Annotated in this window: 23 protein-coding genes; 6 read left to right on the plus strand and 17 right to left on the minus strand. The window is 71.9% G+C overall.

What is annotated here, in order from left to right; genetic code table 11:
• Window positions 1–136: 136 nt before the first annotated feature.
• From ABIA32_RS24035 to ABIA32_RS24060, 6 genes are all read right to left on the minus strand, one after another.
• Window positions 137–1,816 carry a uroporphyrinogen-III synthase gene (locus ABIA32_RS24035; protein ID WP_370099114.1) on the minus strand — a complete coding sequence of 560 codons (1,680 nt, stop codon included), beginning with the start codon at window positions 1,814–1,816 and terminating at the stop codon, window positions 137–139.
• The gene (gene hemC, locus ABIA32_RS24040; RefSeq protein WP_370099464.1) at window positions 1,813–2,823 is read right to left on the minus strand and encodes a hydroxymethylbilane synthase; all 1,011 of its coding nucleotides are present in this window, start codon (window positions 2,821–2,823) and stop codon (window positions 1,813–1,815) included. The genes ABIA32_RS24035 and hemC overlap by 4 nt, the downstream gene beginning before the upstream one ends.
• Window positions 2,824–2,837: 14 nt before the next feature.
• On the minus strand, window positions 2,838–4,145 hold the full coding sequence (locus ABIA32_RS24045) for a glutamyl-tRNA reductase (protein WP_370099117.1): 1,308 nt from the start codon (window positions 4,143–4,145) through the stop codon (window positions 2,838–2,840).
• Window positions 4,142–4,984 carry a redox-sensing transcriptional repressor Rex gene (locus tag ABIA32_RS24050; protein WP_370099120.1) on the minus strand — a complete coding sequence of 281 codons (843 nt, stop codon included), beginning with the start codon at window positions 4,982–4,984 and terminating at the stop codon, window positions 4,142–4,144. The genes ABIA32_RS24045 and ABIA32_RS24050 overlap by 4 nt, the downstream gene beginning before the upstream one ends.
• Window positions 4,985–5,085: 101 nt before the next feature.
• Window positions 5,086–5,856, minus strand: a complete 771-nt coding sequence (locus tag ABIA32_RS24055; protein ID WP_370099122.1) for an exonuclease domain-containing protein — start codon at window positions 5,854–5,856, stop codon at window positions 5,086–5,088.
• A gap of 239 nt (window positions 5,857–6,095) precedes the next feature.
• Entirely contained in the window at window positions 6,096–6,374 is a 279-nt protein-coding gene (locus ABIA32_RS24060) for a glutaredoxin family protein (RefSeq protein ID WP_370099125.1), read from the minus strand.
• A gap of 85 nt (window positions 6,375–6,459) precedes the next feature.
• Here ABIA32_RS24060 and ABIA32_RS24065 point away from each other — a divergent pair, with 85 nt between their 5' ends.
• The 3 genes from ABIA32_RS24065 to ABIA32_RS24075 all read left to right on the plus strand — a co-directional run bounded on the left by ABIA32_RS24065 (window position 6,460) and on the right by ABIA32_RS24075 (window position 9,781).
• Window positions 6,460–7,341, plus strand: a complete 882-nt coding sequence (locus ABIA32_RS24065; protein ID WP_370099128.1) for an HAD family hydrolase — start codon at window positions 6,460–6,462, stop codon at window positions 7,339–7,341.
• A 310-nt stretch (window positions 7,342–7,651) separates the two neighbouring features.
• A complete protein-coding gene (locus ABIA32_RS24070) occupies window positions 7,652–8,440 on the plus strand; it encodes an ECF subfamily RNA polymerase sigma factor, BldN family (RefSeq protein WP_370099130.1) in 789 nt (262 codons plus the stop codon).
• Window positions 8,441–8,587: 147 nt separating this feature from the next.
• Complete coding sequence (locus ABIA32_RS24075) at window positions 8,588–9,781, plus strand: DUF5667 domain-containing protein (RefSeq protein WP_370099133.1); 1,194 nt, start codon at window positions 8,588–8,590, stop codon at window positions 9,779–9,781.
• A gap of 237 nt (window positions 9,782–10,018) precedes the next feature.
• Here ABIA32_RS24075 and ABIA32_RS24080 read toward each other — a convergent pair whose 3' ends face one another.
• The 7 genes from ABIA32_RS24080 to ABIA32_RS24110 form a co-directional block, all read right to left on the minus strand.
• The gene (locus ABIA32_RS24080) at window positions 10,019–11,065 is read right to left on the minus strand and encodes a lysophospholipid acyltransferase family protein (protein ID WP_370099136.1); all 1,047 of its coding nucleotides are present in this window, start codon (window positions 11,063–11,065) and stop codon (window positions 10,019–10,021) included.
• Window positions 11,062–12,156: an NAD-dependent epimerase/dehydratase family protein gene (locus ABIA32_RS24085; protein WP_370099138.1), complete on the minus strand. Its 1,095-nt coding sequence runs from the start codon at window positions 12,154–12,156 to the stop codon at window positions 11,062–11,064. The genes ABIA32_RS24080 and ABIA32_RS24085 overlap by 4 nt, the downstream gene beginning before the upstream one ends.
• Before the next feature lie 104 nt (window positions 12,157–12,260).
• Entirely contained in the window at window positions 12,261–12,359 is a 99-nt protein-coding gene (locus ABIA32_RS24090; RefSeq protein WP_003948845.1) for a 30S ribosomal protein bS22, read from the minus strand.
• A 171-nt stretch (window positions 12,360–12,530) separates the two neighbouring features.
• Window positions 12,531–12,740 (minus strand): helix-turn-helix domain-containing protein, encoded by a 210-nt coding sequence (locus ABIA32_RS24095; protein ID WP_037602249.1) that lies wholly within the window; start codon window positions 12,738–12,740, stop codon window positions 12,531–12,533.
• Between the two features lie 125 nt (window positions 12,741–12,865).
• Window positions 12,866–13,708 carry a phosphatase gene (locus tag ABIA32_RS24100; RefSeq protein ID WP_370099141.1) on the minus strand — a complete coding sequence of 281 codons (843 nt, stop codon included), beginning with the start codon at window positions 13,706–13,708 and terminating at the stop codon, window positions 12,866–12,868.
• A 142-nt stretch (window positions 13,709–13,850) separates the two neighbouring features.
• Window positions 13,851–15,011 (minus strand): acetoin utilization protein AcuC, encoded by a 1,161-nt coding sequence (locus tag ABIA32_RS24105; RefSeq protein WP_370099144.1) that lies wholly within the window; start codon window positions 15,009–15,011, stop codon window positions 13,851–13,853.
• Window positions 15,008–16,216: an MFS transporter gene (locus ABIA32_RS24110; RefSeq protein WP_370099147.1), complete on the minus strand. Its 1,209-nt coding sequence runs from the start codon at window positions 16,214–16,216 to the stop codon at window positions 15,008–15,010. The genes ABIA32_RS24105 and ABIA32_RS24110 overlap by 4 nt, the downstream gene beginning before the upstream one ends.
• Window positions 16,217–16,399: 183 nt before the next feature.
• Between ABIA32_RS24110 and ABIA32_RS24115 the strand changes: the two genes are divergently transcribed.
• Complete coding sequence (locus ABIA32_RS24115; RefSeq protein ID WP_370099150.1) at window positions 16,400–17,782, plus strand: M23 family metallopeptidase; 1,383 nt, start codon at window positions 16,400–16,402, stop codon at window positions 17,780–17,782.
• Between the two features lie 129 nt (window positions 17,783–17,911).
• Here the strand turns inward: ABIA32_RS24115 and ABIA32_RS24120 are convergent, their stop codons facing one another.
• The 3 genes from ABIA32_RS24120 to ABIA32_RS24130 form a co-directional block, all read right to left on the minus strand.
• Entirely contained in the window at window positions 17,912–18,559 is a 648-nt protein-coding gene (locus ABIA32_RS24120; protein ID WP_370099153.1) for an HAD family hydrolase, read from the minus strand.
• Between the two features lie 14 nt (window positions 18,560–18,573).
• Entirely contained in the window at window positions 18,574–19,383 is an 810-nt protein-coding gene (proC, locus tag ABIA32_RS24125) for a pyrroline-5-carboxylate reductase (protein ID WP_370099156.1), read from the minus strand.
• A gap of 73 nt (window positions 19,384–19,456) precedes the next feature.
• Window positions 19,457–20,386, minus strand: coding sequence for a proline dehydrogenase family protein (locus ABIA32_RS24130; protein ID WP_370099158.1), 930 nt, complete (start codon window positions 20,384–20,386; stop codon window positions 19,457–19,459).
• A gap of 82 nt (window positions 20,387–20,468) precedes the next feature.
• Between ABIA32_RS24130 and ABIA32_RS24135 the strand changes: the two genes are divergently transcribed.
• Complete coding sequence (locus ABIA32_RS24135) at window positions 20,469–20,924, plus strand: hypothetical protein (protein WP_370099161.1); 456 nt, start codon at window positions 20,469–20,471, stop codon at window positions 20,922–20,924.
• 80 nt (window positions 20,925–21,004) lie between these two features.
• Complete coding sequence (locus ABIA32_RS24140) at window positions 21,005–22,126, plus strand: hypothetical protein (protein ID WP_370099164.1); 1,122 nt, start codon at window positions 21,005–21,007, stop codon at window positions 22,124–22,126.
• 21 nt (window positions 22,127–22,147) lie between these two features.
• Here ABIA32_RS24140 and ABIA32_RS24145 read toward each other — a convergent pair whose 3' ends face one another.
• Window positions 22,148–22,639 (minus strand): hypothetical protein, encoded by a 492-nt coding sequence (locus ABIA32_RS24145; protein ID WP_370099167.1) that lies wholly within the window; start codon window positions 22,637–22,639, stop codon window positions 22,148–22,150.
• Window positions 22,640–22,647: the final 8 nt, after the last annotated feature.

The raw sequence follows: 22,647 nt of genomic DNA on the forward strand, positions 1-22,647 counted from the left end.
ACCGAGGGGCGCGGGGAACTGCGCGAGAAACCACCCTGTGCGGATGGCCCTGCTCGCTGAGCGACCCACCACCTGGGGTGGCTTGTCGCGCAGTTCCCCGCGCCCCTGGAGAGTGCAACTTCCCCTCGCTGAGAGGCTAGCGTGCCTTCCGGCGTGAGCCGGGGCGGCGCTCGCTGGGGCGGTAGACCGGCTCGCCCGCCGCGCAGGCGGCGTCGCGGCGGGCCGCGCCGAAGTCGGCCAGCGCCTCCGCGAGAGCCGAAACGCTCGGCGCCGGGGCCAGGACGTCCACGCGGAGCCCGTGCTCCTCGGCCGTCTTCGCCGTCGCGGGACCGATGCAGGCGATCACGGTCACGTTGTGCGGCTTGCCGGCGATGCCGACCAGGTTCCGCACGGTCGACGACGAAGTGAAGATCACCGCGTCGAAGCCGCCGCCCTTGATCGCCTCGCGGGTCTCCGCCGGCGGCGGCGCCGCGCGGACCGTGCGGTAGGCCGTGACGTCGTCGACCTCCCAGCCCAGCTCGACCAGGCCGGCCACCAGCGTCTCCGTCGCGATGTCCGCCCGCGGCAGCAGCACACGGTCAATCGGGTCGAAGACCGGGTCGTACGGCGGCCAGTCCTCCAGGAGGCCCGCCGCGCTCTGCTCGCCGCTCGGGACCAGGTCCGGCTTCACGCCGAAGTCGACCAGCGCCTGGGCCGTCGTCTCGCCGACCGCCGCGACCTTGATGCCCGCGAAGGCGCGGGCGTCCAGCCCGTACTCCTCGAACTTCTCGCGGACCGCCTTCACCGCGTTGACCGAGGTGAACGCGATCCACTCGTAGCGGCCGGTCACCAGACCCTTGATCGCGCGTTCCATCTGCTGCGGCGTGCGCGGCGGCTCGACCGCGATGGTCGGGACCTCGCTCGGCACCGCGCCGTACGAGCGCAGCTGGTCCGTGAGCGCACCGGCCTGGTCCTTGGTGCGCGGGACCAGGACGTTCCAGCCGAACAGCGGCTTGGTCTCGAACCAGGACAGCGACGCCCGGTGCCCGACCTGCTCGCCTATCACGACTATGACGTTGCTCGACGGATCGACCGGCGCCGAGACCGGCGACGGCAGCACCTTCGCGGCCTTCAGCTCCGCCGCGATCGTGCCGAGCGTCGCGCACCAGGTGCGCTGACGCGTCGTGGTGCCCTCCAGGGTGACCGCGACCCGGGTGTCGGGCTTGCGGCCGTGGGAGACCAGCGTCGTCGCCGCGCTCGGGACCGAGCCCAGCAGGGTGCGGACGACCAGCGTCGACTCGCACGCGCCGAGGTCCGTCCAGACCGACTCCGGCAGCAGCCCGGAGGCGTCGACGAAGCGGACGTCCGCGCCCTGCGCGCCCGCGCGCAGCGGGACGCCGGCGTAGGCGGGGACGCCGACCGACTGCGCGACACCGGGGACGACCTGGAACGGCACCCGCGCCTGGGCGCAGGCCAGCATCTCCTCGGCCGCGCGGCCGTCGAGGCCGGGGTCGCCGTCAACGGTGCGGACCACGTGCTTGCCGTTGCGGACCGCACCGAAGAAGCGCGAGACGGTCTCGCCGCCGTCGCTGCCCAGCACCCCACCCTCGTCGAGCACGAAGGCGTCCGAGGGGTCGGCGGCGTGGTGCAGCTCGACCCGGTCGGGACAGTACGCGCGCACCGCGCTCACCGTCAGCGGGTCGGCCACCAGCACGTCGGCCGAGGCCAGCACCTCCACCGCACGCAGCGTCAGCAGACCCGGGTCGCCGGGACCGGCGCCCAGGAAGGTGACCTGCCCGACGGGACGGCGCGGGGTGTCGGGACTCGTGGGGCTCACTTGCTTCGCTCCCCCATCAGACCGGCCGCGCCCGCGGCGAGCAGCTGCGCGGCGAGGCCGCGTCCCAGCTCGTCGGGGGCACCGTGGCCGGTGGCGGACATCTGCACGACGGTGGCACCGTCGACGGTGCCGACGAGTGCACGCAGCTCCATCTCGTCGGCCTCTCCTGTAGCGGTGGGGCCGGTGGTGGGGACGGCCAGCGCGCCGACCGGCGCGGAGCAGCCCGCCTCCAGGGCGGCGAGCAGCGTGCGCTCCGCCGTGATCGCGGCCCGGGTGGGCGCGTCGTCGAGACCGGCGAGAGCGGCGGCCAGCTCGGTGCTGGTCGCGGCGCACTCGACGGCGAGCGCGCCCTGCCCGGGGGCCGGGAGCATCACGTCGGCGCCGAGGATCTCGGTGGCCTCGGCCAGTCGGCCGAGGCGGCTCAGGCCGGCGGCGGCCAGGATCACGGCGTCGAGCTCGCCGGAGCGGACGTAGCCGATCCGGGTGTCGACGTTGCCGCGGATCGCGACCGTCTCGATGGCCAGGCCCTGGGCGGCGGCCCAGGCGTTGAGCTGGGCCATGCGACGCGGGGAGCCGGTGCCTATGCGGGCCGGGCGGTGCTCGTCGCCCTTCTCCAGCAGCTCGGCGAGGGTCAGCCCGTCCCTGGCGACCAGCGCGTCGCGCGGGTCCTCGCGCGGCGGGACGGCCGCCAGGACCAGGCCCTCCGGTGCGGCCGTGGGGAGGTCCTTGAGGGAGTGGACGGCGAAGTCGATCGTCCCGGCGAGCAGCGCGTCGCGCAGCGCGGAGACGAAGACGCCGGTGCCGCCGATCTGAGCGAGCGCCTCGCGGGAGGTGTCGCCGTAGGTGGTGATCTCGACCAACTCGACCTGACGCCCGGTCAGTTCAGTGACGGCGTCGGCGATCATGCCGGACTGGGCCATCGCCAGCGCGCTGCGCCGGGTGCCCAGACGCAGCGGCGGGCGGTCGCCGGGTGTGGGGTGGTCGCTGGGGAGCGGGGGTACTTGCATGCTCGTCTGACCCGTCATGAGATCATCCTGGTAGTACTGACCGCCTCAACGGCCATGGGATCAAGGTCGAACAGTTCGCGCAGCGCCTCCGCGTAGGAGGCGCCTCCGGGTTCTCCGGCCAGCTGCTTGACGCGAACGGTCGGCTGGTGCAGCAGCTTCTCCACCACGCGGCGGACGGTCTGCTGGAGCTCCGACCTGGTGCGGTCCTCCAGCTCGGGGAGGCGTGCGTCCAGGCGCTCGAGCTCGGCGTTGACCAGCTCGGTGGCCATCGCTCTGAGGGCGACGACCGTGGGGGTGATCGCCGCCGCACGCTGGGCCGCGCCGAAGGCGTCGACCTCCTCGGCGACGATGCGGCGGACCGCGTCGATGTCGAGGGCGCCGGAGTCTGTGTGCTCGGCCGCGGCGGCCAGCGTCTCGAGGTCGACCAGATGGACGCCGGGGAGGGCGTGCACGGCGGTGTCGACATCGCGGGGCATGGCCAGGTCGAGCAGGGCGAGCGGGGCCTCGAAGGCGCTGCGCTTCTCGGCGGCCGCGGCGATGTCGTCCGCGCCGAGCACGATCCCGGCCGCCCCGGTGCAGGAGATGACCAGGTCGGCCTCGGCCAGCGCGGCGCCGACCTCGGCGAAGGGGACGGTCCGGCCGCCCAGCTGCTCGGCGAGGCGCTCGGCCTTCTTCTGGGTGCGGTTCGCGATGACCAGCTCGGCGACGCCCTCGCGGGAGAGCGTGGCGGCGGCCAGCGAGCTCATCGAGCCGGCGCCGACGACCAGCGCGCGCTTGCCCTCGATGGGACCGGCGACGGCGGCGATCTGCTCCAGGCCGAAGGTGACCAGGGTCTGGCCGGCCTTGTCGATCGCGGTCTCGCTGTGGGCGCGCTTGCCGACCCGCAGCGCCTGCTGGAACAGCTCGTTCAGGCCTCGACCGGCCGTGTGCTGGTCCTGTGCCAGATTGAGCGCGTCACGCAGCTGGCCCAGGATCTGACCCTCGCCGACGACCATCGAGTCCAGACCGCAGGCCACCGAGAAGAGGTGGTGCACGGCGCGGTCCTCGTAGTGCACGTAGAGGTGCGAGGTCAGCTCCTCCAGACCGACGCCGGAGTGCTCCGCGAGCAGCGTGGAGAGATCGGCGACACCGGCGTGGAACTTGTCCACGTCGGCGTAGAGCTCGATCCGGTTGCAGGTGTTCAGCAGCGCGGCCTCGGCGACCGGCGCGGAGGCGGCAGCGGCGTGCACCAGCCGGGACGGCTGATGTCCCGTCAGTGCGGCGCGCTCCAGCAGGCCGACCGGTGCGCTCCGGTGACTCAGGCCCACGACCAGCAGGCTCATCCCGCTGCCTCCTCGAACTTCTGCCGCGCGACGCCGACACGTCCCGCGCTGCTCGCAGCCGCTTCGACGCCGTCGGCAACGCCTTCCGGCCGCGAGACTACTGCGGCGGGAGGGGCGGCCGGTGCTTCTTCCTCGGCGTCGCGCAGCTCGTCCCCGGCCTTGCGCTGCTCGTGGAAGGCGAGGATCTGCAGCTCGATGGAGAGGTCGACCTTGCGCACGTCGACGCCGTCCGGCACGGAGAGCACCGTCGGCGCGAAGTTGAGGATGCTGGTCACCCCGGCGGCGACCAAGCGGTCGCAGACCTGCTGGGCCGCGCCCGGCGGGGTGGTGATCACGCCGATGGAGACCCGATCGGTGCGGATGATCTCTTCCATCTCGTCGGTGTGGCGCACCGGCAGGCCCGCGACGAGTTGACCAGTGAGCCCCGAGTCGGCGTCGAGCAGCGCCGCGACGCGGAAGCCGCGGGAGGCGAAGCCGCCGTAGTTGGCGAGCGCGTGGCCCAGGTTTCCGATGCCGACGATGACCACGGGCCAGTCCTGGGTCAGGCCCAGCTCGCGGGAGATCTGGTAGACGAGGTACTCGACGTCGTAGCCGACGCCCCGGGTGCCGTAGGAGCCGAGGTAGGAGAAGTCCTTGCGCAGCTTCGCGGAGTTGACCCCGGCGGCGGCGGCGAGCTCCTCGGAGGAGACGGTCGGCACCGAGCGCTCGGACAGCGCGGTGAGCGCACGGAGGTACAGCGGCAGCCGGGCGACCGTCGCATCGGGAATACCCCGGCCCCGGCTGCGGCGTGCGCCGGCAGCGGGGTTCGGGTTGCTCTGAGTGGATCGGCCAGTTGCCACGGTGCTCCTGTGGGTGAAGCTGGGCTGCGAACGCCAGGCTATGCGTTTGTGAACGCGTGCACAAAGATGGTGTCCGTTTTGTCCACCAGGAGTGATGCGCATCACGCCATTTCCTCCACGACCGCCGGACGCAGGGCCGGGACGCCGTACTGTACGGCGCACGGTACGGCGTACGCGGAGGAGAGAGAAGAGAGAGGGGAGAGCGGGTGCGCAGCGGTGGCCGCTGCGACGGAACGATTCTTCGTGTGCACGGCGCCCGCCCGCTGCCGCAGCTTGGGCCAGGGGGTGCACTGCGCGTGGTCCACCAGCTCCCGCAACGGCTCGACGCCACCGGCCGGCGTCGCGAGCGCGCTGCGCAGCAGCCGCGCGGCGGCGTGGGCGTCGCCGAGGGCGGTGTGGGCGTCGAACTCCGGCAGCCCGAACGCCTCCACGCAGGCGGCGAGCCCGCGCCCGGTCAGCCGCCCCCCGAGGACGCGTTCGGCGAGCGCCATCGTGCAGAGCGTGGGCATGGCCGGCAGCTCGACGCCGAAGCGCGCGAACTCGCGGGCGAGGAAGCCCTCGTCACAGCGGACGTGGTGCCCGACCAGGACGCGGCCCCGGAGCAGGTCCGCGAGATGTGGGGCGATCTCACGGAAGGAGGGAGCGCCGACGACCTGCTCCTGCGCGATCCGGTGCACGTCCGTCGGGCCGACGGGACCGCCGGGGTCGATCAGGGTGCTGAACTCCGCTTCGACCCGCAGCAGCGGGTAGTCGAGCAGGACGACGCCGATCTCCACGACCCGGTGCCGCCAGGGGCTCCGCCCACTCGCCTCGACATCCACGACGGCCAGCCCACGGGCCAACGGCGACGGCGCGAACGGCGGCGGCTGCACGGTGGGGCTCCTTCTCGGTCGTACCCCCCGCGGCACAAAGCCTCTCGATGGTAAGCGCACTAACGGCTGACGCCTAAGCCTTACAACCGGACATAAGGGGCAAACCTTCCCACCGCTATCAACTTGCAATCACCTCAGGGGCGCGAGGAACTGCGCGACAAGCCACCCACGCAGGTAGAGCACCGAACGCGCAGGGCCGTCCGCACAGGGTGGTTTCTCGCGCAGTTCCTCGCGCCCCTTCAGGCCCCCAGGGCCTTGCGGAGGCGGGTGGGGTCGACCTTCCAGAAGTCGTGTTGGGCGCCGTCGATCAGGGTCACCGGAATCTGCTCCCAGTACTGACGGAACAGCTCCTTGTCCTCGTTGATGTTCAGCTCCTCCAGCTCGAAGCCCAGCTCCTCCTGCAACTGCCCGAGCACCGCCCTCGCGTCCTCGCAGAGATGGCAGTCGGGCTTGCCGATGAGGGTGACCACGTGGTCGGACGGGCGCTTCGCGCTGCGGCGCGGAAGGAGAGGTGCCATACCGACATTCTGGACCACTCAGAGTTAACGGCGGCTCCACGCAGCGGATACGAGGTTCGAGCCCTCGGCTGGCTATGCTCGCCGCATGGCCAGGCAGCGGAACATCCAGGAGCGGCGCCGCTCCACGCAGCTCGCGGGCGAAGCCTCCGCAGACGCCGCCGCGGACGCCCGGGACGCCGAGGAACCCCCGGTCGACCCGTACTCCGGCGCCTTCTTCGACTGCGACAACACGATCATGCAGGGCGCGGCCATCTTCTATCTGGGTCGCGGCCTCTACAAGCGCAAGTTCTTCAGCTCCCGCGAGCTGCTCCGGTTCGCCTGGCAGCAGGCCTACTTCCGGCTGCACGGCGCCGAGAACGCCGGGCACATGGCCGAGGCGAAGGAGAGCGCGCTCTCCATCGTGCAGGGCCACCGGGTCGCCGACCTGGAGGCCATCTGCGAGGACGTCTTCGACGAGTTCATGGCCGAGAAGATCTGGCCGGGCACCCGCGCGCTGGTGCAGATGCACCTGGAGGCCGGGCAGCGGGTCTGGCTGGTGACGGCCGCGCCGCAGGAGGCCGCGCGGGTGATCGCGGCCCGGCTCGGCATGACCGGCGCACTGGGGACCGTCGCGGAGGCGCTGGACGGCGTCTACACCGGCCGGCTGGTCGGCGAGCCGCTGCACGGACCGGCCAAGGCGGAGGCCGTCAAGGCGCTGGCCGCGCGCGAGGACCTGGACCTGGCCCGCTGCGCCGCGTACAGCGACTCCTCGAACGACATCCCGATGCTCTCCCTGGTCGGCTACCCCTACGTGATCAACCCGGATGCCGAGCTGCGCCGACACGCCCGCCGCAACGGCTGGCGGGTGCGCGACTTCCGGACCGGCCGCAAAGCGGCCAAGGTCGGCATCCCGGCCGCAGCCGGGCTGGGCGCGGCCGCCGGCGGCACGGCGGCCGCCGTCGCCATCTACCGCAACCGGCACCGCTGAGCCCTGCCACAAGCGGCGGCAGAACTGACCGGTTCTGATCGGTCGGTGCTCACGCAGTTGCGCGGGATTTCCTTGGCGCGCGCCCGGGAACGCGCCCGGATCCGGTCAGCCCCCGGCAGGCGGGGATCAACTCTGCCCAGAACCCTGCCAACTGACCCCGGCATAGTCGGTCACATTCTGCCACCGTCGTGCAACAGATGTGACTGAAGCGGTGAATTTGGCAACTGGGTGTAGCTGTTGTTGCACGAAGCGTTATCCTCGTCCAGCGGTCCCACCCTGCACGTCACACAGTCCTGCCTCTGGGAGTCCCGTGTACCCACACGTCCGGAACGACGGCCTGGCCCTGCTGCGCAGCCTGGTTCGCCAGGAGCAGCTGCTCCCGGCCCCTGCCTTCGCCCTCGCGGGCGGGCCGGTCGTCGCGCCCCTCGCCCCGCTCGCGGCGCCCGTCGTGCTGCGCACCCGGACGACAGCCGCGCGCCCACGCGGCGGCACGGGGGGCACGAGTGGCGCGGGCGGCGCCGGCGGCGCGACGACGGGCTGGGAGAGCCCGGCGGCCAACCCGATCATGGCGCTGGTCGAACGCGCCCAGGACGGCGACGGCGAGGCCTTCGGCCAGCTGTACGACCATTACGCCGACACGGTCTACCGGTACATCTACTACCGCGTCGGCGGCAAGGCCACGGCCGAGGACCTCACCAGCGAGACCTTCCTGCGCGCGCTGCGCCGGATCGGCACCTTCACCTGGCAGGGCAGGGACTTCGGCGCCTGGCTGGTCACCATCGCGCGCAACCTGGTGGCGGACCACTTCAAGTCCAGCCGCTTCCGGCTGGAGGTCACCACCGGCGAGATGCTCGACTCCAACCAGGTCGAGCCCAGCCCGGAGGACTCGGTGCTGGAGTCGCTCTCCAATGCCGCGCTGCTGGAGGCCGTCCGCAGGCTCAACCCGCAGCAGCAGGAGTGCGTCACGCTCCGCTTCCTGCAGGGCCTCTCGGTGGCCGAGACAGCGCGCGTGATGGGCAAGAACGAGGGCGCCATCAAGACCCTCCAGTACCGCGCGGTGCGCACCCTCGCCCGGCTGCTGCCCAGCGATGCGCGGTAGTCGCGTAACCACGTACATCCCCGCTCGTTGCGCAGGATGCAAGGCCCAATTCGGGGTTCTGCTTCACCCTTACGGGTGGATCGTGGCGCGACTGTGCAACCAATCGGTCGGCCGAACAGTCGACAACGTCGAGAGGAGGTGCTGCCCATGACAGCGAATGTGCTGGAACTCCGCCGGGCGAGAGCCTTCGCCGACGCCGTGGATGCCAGGGACGCTCGGTTCGACGACGAGACCGGCGACGGCGATGGTCAGTACGACCATATGCTCGCCACGGTGGCCGCCCTGGCCACCGTCCCCGGGCCCAGCCTTGATCTCCAGGTGCGGCTCACCCAACGCGCCCTGCTGGTAGCCGAGTTCGAGCGTGCCTTCGCGAGCGGCGGCGGCGCGGCGGTGGTCCCCGGCCAGCGCGCGCGGCGCGGCTCGCACCGCGCGGTGCGACCCGCCGTGCTGTGGCCCTCCGGCCGTTGGGGCCGTCGGCTCGCCGTGGGCGGCCTCGCGTCCATGATGGCGCTCGGCACGCTGGGCGGCGTCGCCGTCGCCAGCAGCTCGTCCCTGCCGGGCGACACGCTCTACGGGATGAAGCGCGGCCTGGAGGACTGGCGGCTCAACCTCGCCGGTACGGACTCGGAACGCGGCAAGCTGCTGCTGGACGAGGCCTCCACCCGCATGGCCGAGGCCCGGCAGCTGATGACCCGCGGGGACGGCCCGCACCACGAGCTGAGCCCGCAGACGGTCGCCGACCTGAACCGCGCCTTCACGGACATGAACGCCGAGGGCAAGCGCGGCCGCGACCTGCTCAACGCGATCTACCTGCACAGCCATTCGCTGGCCCCGCTGCGGCAGTTGGCGGGCTTCGCGGCGGTGCAGAGCCGCGAGCTGGACCAGATCGAGCCCCAACTCCCGGACCAGCTCGACCCGGTGGCCAGCCAGGTGCGCGGGCTGCTGAGCGGGATAAGCTCCGAGGTCACCCCGCTGCTTCCGGCGGCGCCGGGCGGTTCGGCGGCGACGACCCCGGGCGACGCCTCGACGAGCCCGTCGTCGTCCACGGGTTCCCCGATGACGACGCCGAGCGGCGCGACGAGCTCCGGCACGGGCACGATGCGCGGCGCCGACGGCGCGACGAGCGCGCCCTCGGGCCAGACGACGGCCGGCACGGGCAACCTCGTCGGCGGCCTCACCGGCGGCCTCCTGGGCGGCGGTTCGCCGTCGGCGACCCCCTCCACGCCTCCCAGCTCGGCCCCGTCCTCGACGGCGACCCCGGCCGGCGGCGGCCTGACGATCCCCCCGCTGATCCCCGGCCTCCTGCCGGGCATCGGCCTGGGCGTTTCAGGCGGCGGGTGATCCCTGCGCAGCGAGAGGTAGTTGCACTATCCAGGGGCGCGGGGAACTGCGCGAGCAACCACCCTGTGCGGATGGCCCTGCGCATTGAGGACCATCCGCATGTGGGTGGCTTGTCGCGCAGTTCCCCGCGCCCCTGATGGTGCAACTGACCCACCGTCGTGACCCCGTCGCGCCCACGCGCCGGAGGCGCAAATCAGCAGGGCCCCGCGCCCCTGATGGTGCAACTGGCCCGTCTGCCTAGAAGAACACCGAGCGGCGCTGCACCAGCATCCGGTAGAGCGTGTGCTGGATCGTTTCGCGGACCTGGTCCGTCAGGTTGAACATCAGCATCGGGTCGTCCGCCGCCTCCGGCGGGTACTCGTCCGTCGGGATGGGCTTGCCGAACTGGATGACCCACTTCGTGGGAAGCGGGATCGCGCCCAACGGGCCCAGCCATGGGAAGGTCGGCGTGATCGGCACGTACGGCAGGCCCAGCAGGCGGGCCAGCGTCTTCGCGTTGCCGATCATCGGGTAAGTCTCCTCCGCGCCCACGATCGAGCAGGGAACGATCGGCACCCCGGCCCGCAGCGCCGAGGAGACGAAGCCGCCCCGCCCGAACCGCTGCAGCTTGTAGCGGTCCGCGAACGGCTTGCCGATGCCCTTGAAGCCCTCCGGCCAGACGCCGACGATCTCGCCGTTCTCCAGCAGCCGTTGCGCGTCCTCGTTGCAGGCCAGCGTGTGCCCGGCCTTGCGGGCCAGCTCGTTGACGCCCGGCAGCACGAAGACCAGGTCCGCCGCCAGCATCCGCAGGTTGCGGCCGGCGTGGTCGTGGATGGCGATCTGCGTCATGATCGCGTCCAGCGGCAGCACGCCCGAGTGGTTGGCGACCACCAGCGCGCCGCCCTTCGCGGGCAGGTTCTCCGCGCCGCGCACCTCCAGGCGGAAGTAGTTGTCCGCCAGCGGCCGCGCCAGCGACAGCAGGACCTGCTCGGTCAGCTCCGCGTCGAAGCCGAACTCGTCGACCTCGTAGTCGCCCGTCAGCCGCCGCCGCAGGAAGCCGAGGCCGTTCGCGGCCCGCTGCTCCCAGCCCTTGCCGAAGAGCTTGCCCGCCACGCCGCCCAGCGGGCCCGCCAGCGCGCCGCCGACGGCCTGCGCGACGGTGTCCGCGAGGCTGCTCCCCGCGGCCTCGGCAGGGCCTGTCACGGCCTCCGGCGGCTGCGCCGCGGGCGCGCCGCGACGCTTGGTGATGGGGATGACCTTGGCCTCGCGCTCGTCACGCCACGCCTGCTCCCGAGCCGAGCTCATCCCTCAGTCCTCCTGATCGTCGCCGCACTGATCGTCGATGCCGCCGGAGCGGCGGCAGTGGGCAGCAGCGCTGCCGCCCGGTCGGCCCAGTCCGCGATGCGCTCCGGTGGGAGCAGCCCCGCGCGCTGGGCCCTGCCGAGGGCCGCCAGTGCCTGCTCGGTGGTGAACGCGGGGGTGTAGCCGAAGGTCTCGCGCAGCAACGTCGTGTCCACGACCCTGCCGTGCGTCAGCAGCCGCAGCTGCTCGGGCGAGAAGTCCAGCAGCCGGGTCTGCCGGGCCAGGCCGGCCATCCAGCTGACCGCCTGCAGCAGCATCGGCACGGTCGGCTTGCCCAGTCGGCGCGCGGCCTGCGAAAGCACCATGACGCCCTCGCCCGCGACGTTGAAGGTGCCGACGTTGGTGGTGCCGCGGCGCGGCTCCATGGCGGCGAGGCGCAGTACCTCGACCGCGTCGTCCTCGTGCACGAACTGAAGTCGTGGGTCGAAGCCGAGGACGGTCGGCAGCACCGGCAGCGCGAAGTACTCGTTCAGCGGCGTGTCCGCGTCCGGGCCGAGGATGTTGGCGAAGCGCAGCACGCTGACCGCGACGTCGGGCCGCCGCCGCGCGAAGCCGCGGACGTAGCCCTCGACCTCGACCGCGTCCTTGGCGAAGCCGCCGGTCGGCAGCACCTTGGGCTGCATCCGCTCCTGGAAGACGGCCGGGTCGCGCGGCGCGGAGCCGTAGACGCTGGTGGTCGACTTCACCACGAGCCGCTTGACGCTCGGCGCCTTCTGCACGGCGGCCAGCAGCTGCATGGTGCCGATGACGTTGGTCTCCTTGACCGCGCCCCGGCTGGTCGAGCCCAGCGTGGTGGTGCTGACGTTCAGGTGCACCACGGTCGTGACGCCGTGTTCGGCTATCACCCGGGCCACCACGGGCCGGCGGATGTCCGCGCCGACGAAGGTGTAGGGCGCGGCGCCCTCGATCTCGTGCGCGCCGGGGTGGACGTCGACGCCGACGACGTGGTCGACGCCGGGCTGGTCTCTGATCACCCGCGCGAAACGGCTTCCCAGGTGCCGGCCCACTCCGGTGACGAGTACGACGTTGCCCACGGCGAACCAGCCCCTCTCCCCAGCTCACGGACAGAAAAAGCCGCCCGCACCAGACAGTAACGTCGGTGCGGACGGCTGGACACCTTCGGCGTGGCCGAGTGGTGTTACTTCTTGTTACGACGCTGGACGCGCGTGCGCTTGAGAAGCTTGCGGTGCTTCTTCTTGGCCATACGCTTGCGACGCTTCTTGATGACAGAACCCATGAAAACCCTCACTCACTGGACGAACCCGCGAGGCGGGCAACCGGGTCCAAACGACTGATGTAGGCCAACAGACTACCCACAGACCGCGCTCGATACGTAATCCGGCCCTGCGTACGGGGTGGAACCCGTACGCAGGGCCGGATCGGTGGATCACTCGCGCTGTCGTCCTGCCTACGCGGTCTCCCGTCCCACGTAGGAGTCGCGGAGGTAGTCGTGCACCGCCTGTTCCGGTACACGGAAGGAGCGCCCGACCCGAATCGCGGGCAACTCGCTGCTGTGCACCAGGCGGTACACGGTCATCTTCGACACTCGCATCACCGAGGCGACTTCCGCCACGGTGAGGAAGTTGACCTCGTTCAGAGGCCGCTCTCCAGACGCCATGACAACACCGAACCTTCTCCGTGTGACGGGCACCGGCTTCCCCTCCGGTGACTTAAGCCAGCACACGCGTATCCCCAGAGTAGTTGCGGGTGGTACGGGTGGGAAGGGGGAGAAGGGGCCTGGGATTACTGAGACAGACCGGCCAGTTGCAGTACGTAGGCAGTCACCAATCTGTAGCAGTCCGGACGCAGCCCGTCGTCGAGAGGGATCGTCACCTCGACGTGGCCCTCCTCCTCGGCGACGAAGACGGCGGGGTCGTTGCTGTCCGCGAAGCCGACGCTGCGGACCCCGAGCCGACCCGCGCCGCAGGCCCAGCCGTGGTCGCCGAGCACCAGGTCAGGGAGGGTTTCGTGCTCCTGCGCGAGGGCGGCGAGAGCGATTCGCACGGGCTGCGGGGAGTGCGTGTGAACCGGCTCACCAAGGGAGCGGGGGGCTCCCTTCTGGTTGCTTGACGCGCTCTCTTCATACACCCTGAGCACGCCGACGCGCTCCCGGTAGTCAAGGGCGCAGGGGCGCGCGCCACCGGCCCCGTGCATGTCGAAGCTCCGTTCGCGCGCCGGAGTGAGCGGGTCGCATCCGGCGGCGCGCAGGGCGCGGCCGTATGCGGCGTACATGGGCTGCAGGCGGGACGGGTGTCCCGTCCCGATCAGGACGCTGCCGCGAGCCTCGGCGGTCTGCTTGAGGACGGCCGCGAGGCGGCCGAGGGCGTCGGCGGTGAGCTCAGGATCGATGGTGTCGAGTCCCTGCCGGTAGGCGGGATCGGGATCCACGCCACAGCGCCGGGCCATGAGCGCGAGGAGTGCGTCCTCCGTCCACTCTCCGTCCGGGTCGAGACCGAAGAGGACATCGGGATCACGGCGGGCGAAGCGGGCGTAGTTGCGGAGATTGTGCTCGCGGGTGGTGGCGACGGTCCCGGCGAGGCGGGTTCCGAGGAGATGGGAGACAAGAGCTTCTCGACTGATGACCATGCCTTTTGCACTCTCCTCAGCGGGCAGCGACCTCAGGGGCGCGAGGAACTGCGCGACAAGCCACCCTAGGAGGTAGAGCACCGAACGCGCAGGGCCATCCGCACGCCGGTGGTTTCTCGCGCAGTTCCTCGCGCCCCTCGGGTCACAGCAGCAATCCGTGGTGCGGAAACACCGCCTTGCGGGTGGCGAGGATCGCCTGGTCCACCCGGTCCGCCGGGTCGTAGCCGGAGTCGAAGTCCTTCCAGGTGGCCGCGAAGCCGTCCGTCATCCGCAGCGGAGCGAACTCGCGCGTCCGGGCCCAGACCTCCTCGCGCCACTCCGCCAGGACCTCCGTCTCCGGGGCGATCGGGGCGCCCGCCGCGATCGCGACCAGGTGGGTCCAGGAGCGCGGGACCACGTCCACCACCGCGTAGCCGCCGCCACCCAGCGCGACCCACCGGTCATCCGCATGTTCCGCAGCCAGCTCGCTCGCGGCCAGCATCAGCGCGCGCTGCGCGTCCACGCTCACCGCCAGGTGGGCGAGGGGGTCCTCGATGTGGGTGTCCGCGCCGTGCTGGGTCACCAGCGCCTGCGGGCGGAAGGCCGCGACCAGCGGGGGGACGATCGCGTGGAACGCGCGCAGCCAGCCGGCGTCTCCCGTGCCCGCGGGCAGCGCCACGTTGACCGCCGAGCCGGGCGCGCCGCCCGTCTCCTCCGGCCAGCCGGTCTGCGGGAAGAGCGTGCGCGGGTGTTCGTGCAGCGAGATCGTCAGCACGCGCGGGTCGTTCCAGAAGGCCTTCTCGACGCCGTCGCCGTGGTGCACGTCGACGTCGACGTAGACGACCCGCTCCGCGCCCAGCTCCAGCAGCCGCGCCACCGCCAGCGCCGCGTCGTTGTAGATGCAGAAGCCCGACGCCTGGCCCGGCATCGCGTGGTGCAGGCCGCCCGCGAAGTTGACCGCATGGCCGCCCTCGCGCCAGACCGCCTCGGCCGCCGCGACCGACTGGCCCGCGATCAGCGCGGAGGCGGCGTGGATCGCGGCGAACGCGGGGTTGTCCTCCGTGCCCAGCCCGCGCGCCGGATTGGGGACGCCGGTGCGGCCGACCGCCTCGACCGCGGTGATGTAGCCGGGCTCGTGGACCAGGCGCAGCGTCGACTCTCCCGCCGCCGGCGCGGCGAGGACCTTCACCTGTGGCAGCCGGTCCAGTCCGAACGCACGGACCAGGTCCATGGTGAGCCGGAGCCGGACCGGGTCCATCGGGTGGCCGGGGCCGAAGTCGTACGAGGTGAGGGCGTCGTCCCAGTACAGCCGCGTGACGGTCATACCGCCACGGTATCGGCCTCGCGCTCGACGACCGCGCTCGGCCCGAACGCCTTGCTGACCGCGAAGACCGCGAGGATCAGCAGCAGCGGCACGACCATCGCGATCCGGTAGCCCATCGCCCCGGCCAGCCCGCCGACCAGCGGTGCGCCGACGAGGAAGCCGACGTAGTTGAAGATGTTGAGCCGGGCCACCGCCGCGTCGGAGTCCTTCGGGAAGAGGCGCCCGCCCGCCGCGAAGACCTGCGGCACGATGACGCTGATGCCGAGACCGACCACCGCGAAGGCCGCGACCGCGATCCAGGAGGTCGGCGAGACAGCGACCAGCAGGAAGCCCAGCGCGCAGACCGCCGCACCGAGGCGCACCGTGCGGACGCTGCCCCAGCTCTGCACCCGCGCGTCGCCGAGCAGGCGGCCGATCAGCATGACGACCATGTACGCGTTGTAGGGCACGGTCGTCATCTGCTCGGAGCTGTGCAGGCCCTCCTGGAGGTACTTGGCGGCCCAGTTGGAGACGGTCGCGTCACCGATGTAGGCGACGCACATGGCCAGGCAGAGCGGCAGCAGGGGCTTCCACGGGATGGACCGGGCGGCAGCGGCAGCGGCCTCCTCGACCGCGTGGCCGAGCTCGGCCGGGCCCGCGTACCAGCGGCCGACGACGAGCACGACGGCCGCGACGACGATGCCGGTGCTGCCGAACATGGTCAGCAGGCTGAGCTTGAAGTGCACCTGAGTCCAGGCCAGCGAGGCGCCGATGATGCCGCCGAGGCTGAACGCGGCGTAGAAGGTCTGCATGATGCTGCGGCCGTAGCGGTGCTGCAGCGCGACGGCGGACATCGCCTGGCTGGCGTCCAGCCCGCCGACCGCTAGGCCGAAGGCGGCGAGCGCGACCGCCGCCTCCCACATCTGGTTGCCGAGCCCGACGCCGACCAGGGTCAGGCAGACGATCGGCTGAACGATCCGCAGCACGGCGCGCGGCGAGGTCCGCTTGACGACGTACTCCATGGAGATGGAGCCGACACCGGCCAGGATCGGCACGGCCGCGAGGAAGATCGGCAGCAGGCCGTCACTGATCTTGTACTGCGTCTGGATGCCCGGAATGCGGGTGACCAGCAGCGCGAAGACCGCCCCCTGGGCGACATAGCTCAGCAGCAGGGCGCTGCGCGCTTGCCGCAGTCTGGGCGTGATCTCGACGGCTGCTGTGGTCATTGCGGAACCTCTGCTCACTGCGGACTGCTACCGACCGGTATCCGAACAAGTTGGCGCGAGCGTACGGACTCGCAGGCGGCAGCGGAACCCCCGTCCGAATAACGATCGGAAAAGGCACCCCGCGTCGACCCACGTCGTTGCCGGTGTCTGCGGCTCCGGTTCCCTACGGTGGGGCGCATGGGTATGGCTACGCGTCTTCGTCTCCGCACGTCCGGCACCGATCCGGTCGTGCACACGCTGGTCGCCCTCTTCGGGGCGGCCGAGGTCGAACCGATGCTGATCAGCGCTTCGCTGCTGCGGCGGGTGCCGGTGCACCGGCTGCAGGAGTCGGTCGACGCGCTGCGCGAGCGCCACGGCGAGCTGCGGGGCGTGCGACGGCAGCGGGACCTGCACCGGTTGGTCTTCGCGAACGGTTCGGAGCTGGTCTGGGCCCGGCTGGACGAGGAGGGACGCCTGGCGTCCTTCGTCACCGGTCCAGGTGCGCTGACGGCCCGCCTCGCGGCGAGCACGGTCCCCGCGCCGACCCGCTCGACGGAGGACCTGCCCGCGACGGATCTTCCGACTGCGGATCTTTCGACGGCGCAGGCGCCGACGCTGGATCTGAGCCCGGTGCCGGCTGCGGCGCCGAAGCCGGACGCGGTCGTGCATCTGCAGCGCCTCGTGCTGGCCTATGCGGCGGCGACGGCGGCGGAGTTGACGTTCCCTTGGCTGACCGGGTCCGCCACCGGCTGGCTGCTGATCCTGGCGCAGACCCCCGCCTTCGCCTGGTACGCGCTGCGCACCGCGCCGACGCACGCGCTGCCGCCCTGGTTCCGCTCGCTGCCGCTGGTGCCTGCGGTCGTCGCGCTGCTGGCGTTCGGGCGGGTGCTGGGCGCGGGGCTGCCCTGGGGTCTGCCGGGACTGCCGGAGATCGGTCTCTGCGTGGGCGTGGTCGGGCTGGCGGCATGGACGTGGAAGCGCTCGCTGCCCGTCCCCGGCGCGCCGACGGCGCATCCGCTGGTGCTCCGCTCACCGCTGCGCGGGGGGACTTTTGTCTGCACGGAGGCGGGCGGCCCGGCGGTCAACCGCTACGCCGAGGCCTCGCTCGAGCCCGGCGGCGAGCGGGCGCAGCGCTACGCGGTCGACCTGGTCCAGCTCGGCTCCGGCCCGCAGTGGCGCGGCCGCCGCGCACTGGGGCTGGCCCCGGCCACGAACGAGCGCTACGCGATCTTCGGGCACCCGGTGCTGAGCCCGGTGGACGGCGTGGTCCTGGCGGCGGTGGACGGCCTCCCCGACCACGCCCCTCGGGCCACCTCCGCGAACCACCCGGACGGCAACCACGTCCGCATCGGCACCGACCGCGGCGTGGTCGTCCTCAGCGGCCTTCGCGAGGACTCCGTCCTGGCCCGCCGCGGCCAACACGTCGCGGCGGGGACGCCGCTGGGCACTGTCGGAAACAGCGCGGCAGGCGCGGAACCAGCGCTGCGACTCCGCGCGGAGAACAGCGTGGGCCTGGGCCTGCCTTTCCGCTTCGCGGAACTGAAAGGCGACCTCACCCGCAACCGCAGGGTCACCGTGACCGACTAGGGAAGTTGCACTCCCAGGGGCGCGGGGAACTGCGCGACAAGCCACTGATGTGGTGGGCCCCCAAAGGAGCAGGGCCATCCGCGCAGGGTGGTTCTCGCGCAGTTCCCCGCGCCCCTGGGGAAGATGCAACTAAAGCAACGCGGGGAACTGCGCCAAGTCGTCGATGAGCCCGGTCGCAGACGCAAGGCGCTCCCTCGGGGTCAGCGCGGCGTAGCCGTAGACGTCCATGCCCGCTGCCCGCGCCGCGGCCACGCCGAGGGGGCTGTCCTCGAGGACGACACAGCGCTCGGGCGCTACGCCCATCCGCTCCGCGGCATGCAGGAAGAGGTCGGGGGCGGGCTTGCCGCGGCCGACGTCCTGCGCGCTGAACAACTGGTCGTCACTGAAGTACGCGCTGAGCCCGGTGACTTGGTGGGCCGTGCGGATCCACTCGTGGTGCGCCGAGGAGGCCACGCAGTAGCGGACGCCGTTCGCCTGGGCCCACTTGAGCAACTCCGCCGCGCCCGCCACCGGCGTCAGATTCTCCCGGAAGGCTGCGAACACACGCCCGTGAAAGTCCTCGTCGAACGTGGCGGGCAGGCGCGCGCCGGCATAGCGGGCCGCGATGACGTCGTGGACCGTGTGGGCCGCCGCGCCCATGAAGTCGCGGTAAGAGTCCTCGATCGTGGTCGGGAAGCCCAGCTCGGTCAGGTAGTCGGCGAGGAGCCGGTTGGACAGCGGTTCGCTGTCCACCAGGACGCCGTCGTTGTCGAAGATCACCAGGTCGTATCGGAGCACCTGGTCAACCCTACCTACTTGCCGCCGGAGGCCAGCTCCTGCGAGCGGTTGCGCGCTGCCTCCAGCGCGCCCAGCAGCGCCGCGCGGACACCGTGGTTCTCCAGCTCGCGGATCGCCGCGATCGTCGTCCCGGCCGGGGAGGTCACCGCCTCGCGCAGCTTGACCGGGTGCTCGCCGGAGTCGCGCAGCATGACGGACGCGCCGACCGCGGACTGGACGATCAGGTCGTGCGCGACCGCGCGCGGCAGGCCGAGCAGGATGCCCGCGTCGGTCATGGCCTCGACGAGGTAGAAGAAGTACGCCGGGCCCGAGCCGGAGAGCGCGGTGGCCGCGTCCTGCTGGTTCTCCGGCACGCGCAGCGTCTTGCCGACCTGGCTGAAGATCTCCTCGGTCCGCAGCAGGTGCTCCTCGCCGGCGTGCGAGCCCGCGGAGATGACGCTCATGGCCTCGTCGACCAGCACCGGCGTGTTGGTCATGACGCGGACGACCGGTGTGCCCGGTGCGAGGCGCTCCTCGAACCACGTGGTGGGGATGCCGGCCGCGCCGGAGATCACCAGCCGGTCGGCGGGCAGGTTCGGCGCGAGCTCGTCCAGCAGGGCGCCCATGTCCTGCGGCTTGACCGTCAGGATGAGGGTGTCGGCGGCCTTGACGGCCTCCTCGTTGCTGACCGCCTCCACGCCGTAGCGCTCGCGCAGCTCCGCCGCGCGCTCGGGGCGGCGGGCGGTGACGAGGACGTCGGCGGGAGACTTGCCGGCCCGGAGCAGGCCGGAGACCAGGGCCTCACCGATCTTTCCGGTGCCGAGGACGGCGACTCGTTGCGTCATACGGTCAGTGTCGCACCGGGCCCGGTTCCCCCGGCGCGACTGTCCATCCTCTGAGCTCATCCACGCTTTGAGCTCACCCTCCCGCCAGCGCGCGGGCGAAGAAGGCGACGTTCGCGGGCCGCTCCGCGAGGCGGCGCATGAAGTAGGCGTACCAGTCCGCGCCGTAGGGGACGTAGACGCGGACGGTCTCGCCCGCCTCCGCGAGCCGTCGCTGCTCGTCCTCGCGGATGCCGTAGAGCATCTGGAACTCATAGCTGTCCTGCGGGCGGCCCGCGCGGACGGCGAGCACGCCCGCGATCTCGATCAGACGCGGGTCGTGGGTCGCCACCATCGGATAGCCCTGACCCTCCATCAGCAGCCGTAGGCAGCGCACGTACGCGCGGTCGACCTCGTCGCGGCCCCGGAACGCCAGCCACTCCGGCTCCGCATACGCGCCCTTGACCAGCCGGACGCGTGAGCCCGCGCCGAGCAGCTCGCGGCAGTCGGACTCGGTGCGACGCAGGTAGGCCTGGAGTACGACGCCGAGCGTCGGGAACTCGGCGCGCAGCTCCGCCGCGGTGGCGAGGGTGGCCTCGGTCGCGGCGTGGTCCTCCATGTCGACGGTGACGCTCGTGCCCGCCGCGTCCGCGGCCTCGCAGATCGCGCGGGCGTGGTCCCGCGCCAACGCGGGGCCGTCTGCACCGAGGCGGGCTCCGAGCGCGGAGAGCTTGACCGAGACCTCCGCGCGCCCGGCCAGCCCGGCCTCGTCCAGCGCGCCGAGCAGGCCGACGTACTCGGCGGCGATGGCCGCCGCGTGCGCGTCGTCGACGGGGTCCTCGCCCAGGTGGTCGAGCGAGACGTGCAGCCCGTGGGCGATCAGCCGGTCCGCCGCGGCGACGGCGTCCGCGCGGGTCTCCCCCGCGACGAAACGCGCCACCACCGCCCGGCCTCCTGGCGCGGCCAGCACCGCCCGCCGGACCTGGGAACTCCTGGAGGCGGCGAGGAGAAGTCGACGGGAGAGCATGTCGCCAGCCTAGGGCCGGCTCCGGGCAAACTCAGGGAAGTCCCCTATGGCTTCTGGAGCGTCGGGGGCGCACCGTTGAACCATGAGTAGTAGTGAGGTCAGCCCGCGCGAATCCGGCACTCTGGCCGCCGCCGCGGCCTCGCGGGGGCCCTGGAAGACGGCGGGCGCCGTCGGTCTGGTGGGTGCCGGCGCGGCGGTCGGCGTCGACCTGGTCACCCTGCACTGGAGCCTGGGCATCCTGGCGGGCCCGGCCAGCATCGGTCTGTTCCTGTTCTTCCTGGTCGGCGGCGCGGGCGCGGCGCTCACCAAGAAGGGTGGGGACCATCGCCTGCGGCGCTGGTCCGCGGAACACCCCTGGCAGGCTGCGGGCGCGCCCGCAGCGGCGCTGGCGGTGACGAACGCGGTGACGCAGTACGTCTTCAGCTCCGACGGCATCTTCGCCAGCATCTTCACCGGCCTCTGGCACGCGGCGATCCTCTACGCGATCGTCGGCGTGGTCAGCAGCGTCGTCGGTGCGAGGAAGCGCTCGGGCGGGTGATCGCTCCACAGCCGGAGCTCTTGCCGAATCCTTAACCGATCATTGCGGCGTGGCGGTTTGACGCTGGCCATACTGGCGCGATGGCCAAGATCGACGACCAGCCCGAGGACCCATTCGAGAAGCTCGTTCTCGACGAGGACTTCGTCCGGGCTGCCGAGCACAAGGAGCAGTCGGCCCGCGCCCGCATGCTCAGCGCGCGCTGGAAGCGCACGCCCCCGAAGGACACGGGCTGGCGCCCGCCGGTCACCCCGCCCAAGCGACGCCGCCTGCGCGGCCGCTGGCAGGCGCCGGTCTTCGTCGTGCTCGCGGTCGGGCTCGTCCTGGCCAGCCTCAACGCCAAGGCACTCCACGACGTGGCCTTCGGCAAGGCGCCGGGCGCCGGCTCGGCCACGGAGGGGGCACCGGTCGGCCAGGCGGTTGCTCCCGCGCTGACGGCCAGCCCTACCGCCGCCCCGCCTACGTCGATCGCGGACACCACCCCCACGATGCAGAACCCGTTCGCCGGCTCCCCGGCGGACAAGTGGCCCTCCGGCGCTGCCGGGATCGCCCTGCCTGCGGCGCAGCCGGTCGGCGCCTTCTCGGCGGGCACGGTCGCCAAGGATGAGCAACGCGTCAAGACCTTCCTGATGGCCGCGTACCTGGACCCGAAGACGCTGCACGGCGGCTACCCCCAGGCTGTGCTGGACATGCTCGACCCCTTCCAGCGGAACTGGATGACGACTGGTCTGGCTCACCCCACTGCCGCCCAGAACGCCTCGATGTGGGTCAGCCGCTTCAACCCGGCCGTGGCGATCCTGGTCAGTGACGACGTGCGGGTCCAGGGAGTGACCACCCTGGCCTCGGACGGCGACCACGGGCTGCTGGTCAGGACGGACTACGTGTTCGTCTACGCTGCGCACCCGGCCGGCTCGACCGACGAGGTCGAGCGCACTATCGCGCGCCGCACGCTGACTTTCCGGTTCTTCGACCCGGCCCGCTACCAGGTCACGGCCGGGACGGTGAGTATCGAGGACTCGAAGGGCAACACCGCTGACGACCGCTGCGACCTGCACGACGGCTACCTGACGCCCTACTTCCAGATCAGCCAGGCGACCGGCACCGCATCCGCCCCGGCCCCCAGCGGCTCCCCGATCGACCCTTACGACCTGAGCAAGCCGGTTCCGGCCAAGCAGTCGGACTGCGCGCTGGATTCGCGCAACTGACTCTCCCCTGCGCGTGCTCCCTCAGCGACGACGCTTGCCCGCGCGGGCCTTGGCCTGCTTCGGCGCGGCCTTGCGGCGGGCGTGCGCGGCCGCGGCCAGTTCGTACTGCGCGCGCTGGACGCCCTCGCCGGGGGCCTCGATCAGGCTGCGGACGAAGTAGGCGACCAGGGAGCCGACGAACCCGACGATCAGCATGACGCCGATCGACTTCTCGTCCTTCATCCAGCCGCTCAGGGCCTCCTTGCCCTGCCCGAGCACGGTCCAGGTCCGGATCGCGGCCACGCAGCTGCAGACCGCGATCGCCACGATCAGCAGCAGCTCGACGAAGCCCCCGGTCTTGGCCAGGATGACGCCCTGCACGGCGAGGCGCATGAGAAACGCCCCCGCCACGGCCGCGACCAGCGCGCCGACGCTCACGGCGAGGCGGCGCAGCCAGTAGTCGCTGCCCCGGTCCACCCAGGTGGTACCGAACCAGCGGATGGACTCAGGGGCGGGGGCGATGCTTGTCGACACTCTTCGAT

The sequence above is a fragment of the Streptacidiphilus sp. MAP12-20 genome, from assembly GCF_041262525.1.
Taxonomy (GTDB): Bacteria; Actinomycetota; Actinomycetes; order Streptomycetales; family Streptomycetaceae; genus Streptacidiphilus.

Excerpts from the sequence above, each read along its gene's own strand:
- hemC (WP_370099464.1), bottom strand. The coding sequence starts at position 2,823 with ATGCAAGTACCCCCGCTCCCCAGCGACCACCCCACACCCGGCGACCGC.
- ABIA32_RS24045 (WP_370099117.1), bottom strand. The coding sequence starts at position 4,145 with ATGAGCCTGCTGGTCGTGGGCCTGAGTCACCGGAGCGCACCGGTCGGC.
- ABIA32_RS24060 (WP_370099125.1), bottom strand. The coding sequence starts at position 6,374 with ATGGCACCTCTCCTTCCGCGCCGCAGCGCGAAGCGCCCGTCCGACCAC.
- ABIA32_RS24065 (WP_370099128.1), top strand. The coding sequence starts at position 6,460 with ATGGCCAGGCAGCGGAACATCCAGGAGCGGCGCCGCTCCACGCAGCTC.
- ABIA32_RS24075 (WP_370099133.1), top strand. The coding sequence starts at position 8,588 with ATGACAGCGAATGTGCTGGAACTCCGCCGGGCGAGAGCCTTCGCCGAC.
- ABIA32_RS24080 (WP_370099136.1), bottom strand. The coding sequence starts at position 11,065 with ATGAGCTCGGCTCGGGAGCAGGCGTGGCGTGACGAGCGCGAGGCCAAG.
- ABIA32_RS24090 (WP_003948845.1), bottom strand. The coding sequence starts at position 12,359 with ATGGGTTCTGTCATCAAGAAGCGTCGCAAGCGTATGGCCAAGAAGAAG.
- ABIA32_RS24095 (WP_037602249.1), bottom strand. The coding sequence starts at position 12,740 with ATGGCGTCTGGAGAGCGGCCTCTGAACGAGGTCAACTTCCTCACCGTG.
- ABIA32_RS24100 (WP_370099141.1), bottom strand. The coding sequence starts at position 13,708 with ATGGTCATCAGTCGAGAAGCTCTTGTCTCCCATCTCCTCGGAACCCGC.
- ABIA32_RS24105 (WP_370099144.1), bottom strand. The coding sequence starts at position 15,011 with ATGACCGTCACGCGGCTGTACTGGGACGACGCCCTCACCTCGTACGAC.
- ABIA32_RS24110 (WP_370099147.1), bottom strand. The coding sequence starts at position 16,216 with ATGACCACAGCAGCCGTCGAGATCACGCCCAGACTGCGGCAAGCGCGC.
- ABIA32_RS24115 (WP_370099150.1), top strand. The coding sequence starts at position 16,400 with ATGGCTACGCGTCTTCGTCTCCGCACGTCCGGCACCGATCCGGTCGTG.
- proC (WP_370099156.1), bottom strand. The coding sequence starts at position 19,383 with ATGACGCAACGAGTCGCCGTCCTCGGCACCGGAAAGATCGGTGAGGCC.
- ABIA32_RS24130 (WP_370099158.1), bottom strand. The coding sequence starts at position 20,386 with ATGCTCTCCCGTCGACTTCTCCTCGCCGCCTCCAGGAGTTCCCAGGTC.
- ABIA32_RS24135 (WP_370099161.1), top strand. The coding sequence starts at position 20,469 with ATGAGTAGTAGTGAGGTCAGCCCGCGCGAATCCGGCACTCTGGCCGCC.
- ABIA32_RS24140 (WP_370099164.1), top strand. The coding sequence starts at position 21,005 with ATGGCCAAGATCGACGACCAGCCCGAGGACCCATTCGAGAAGCTCGTT.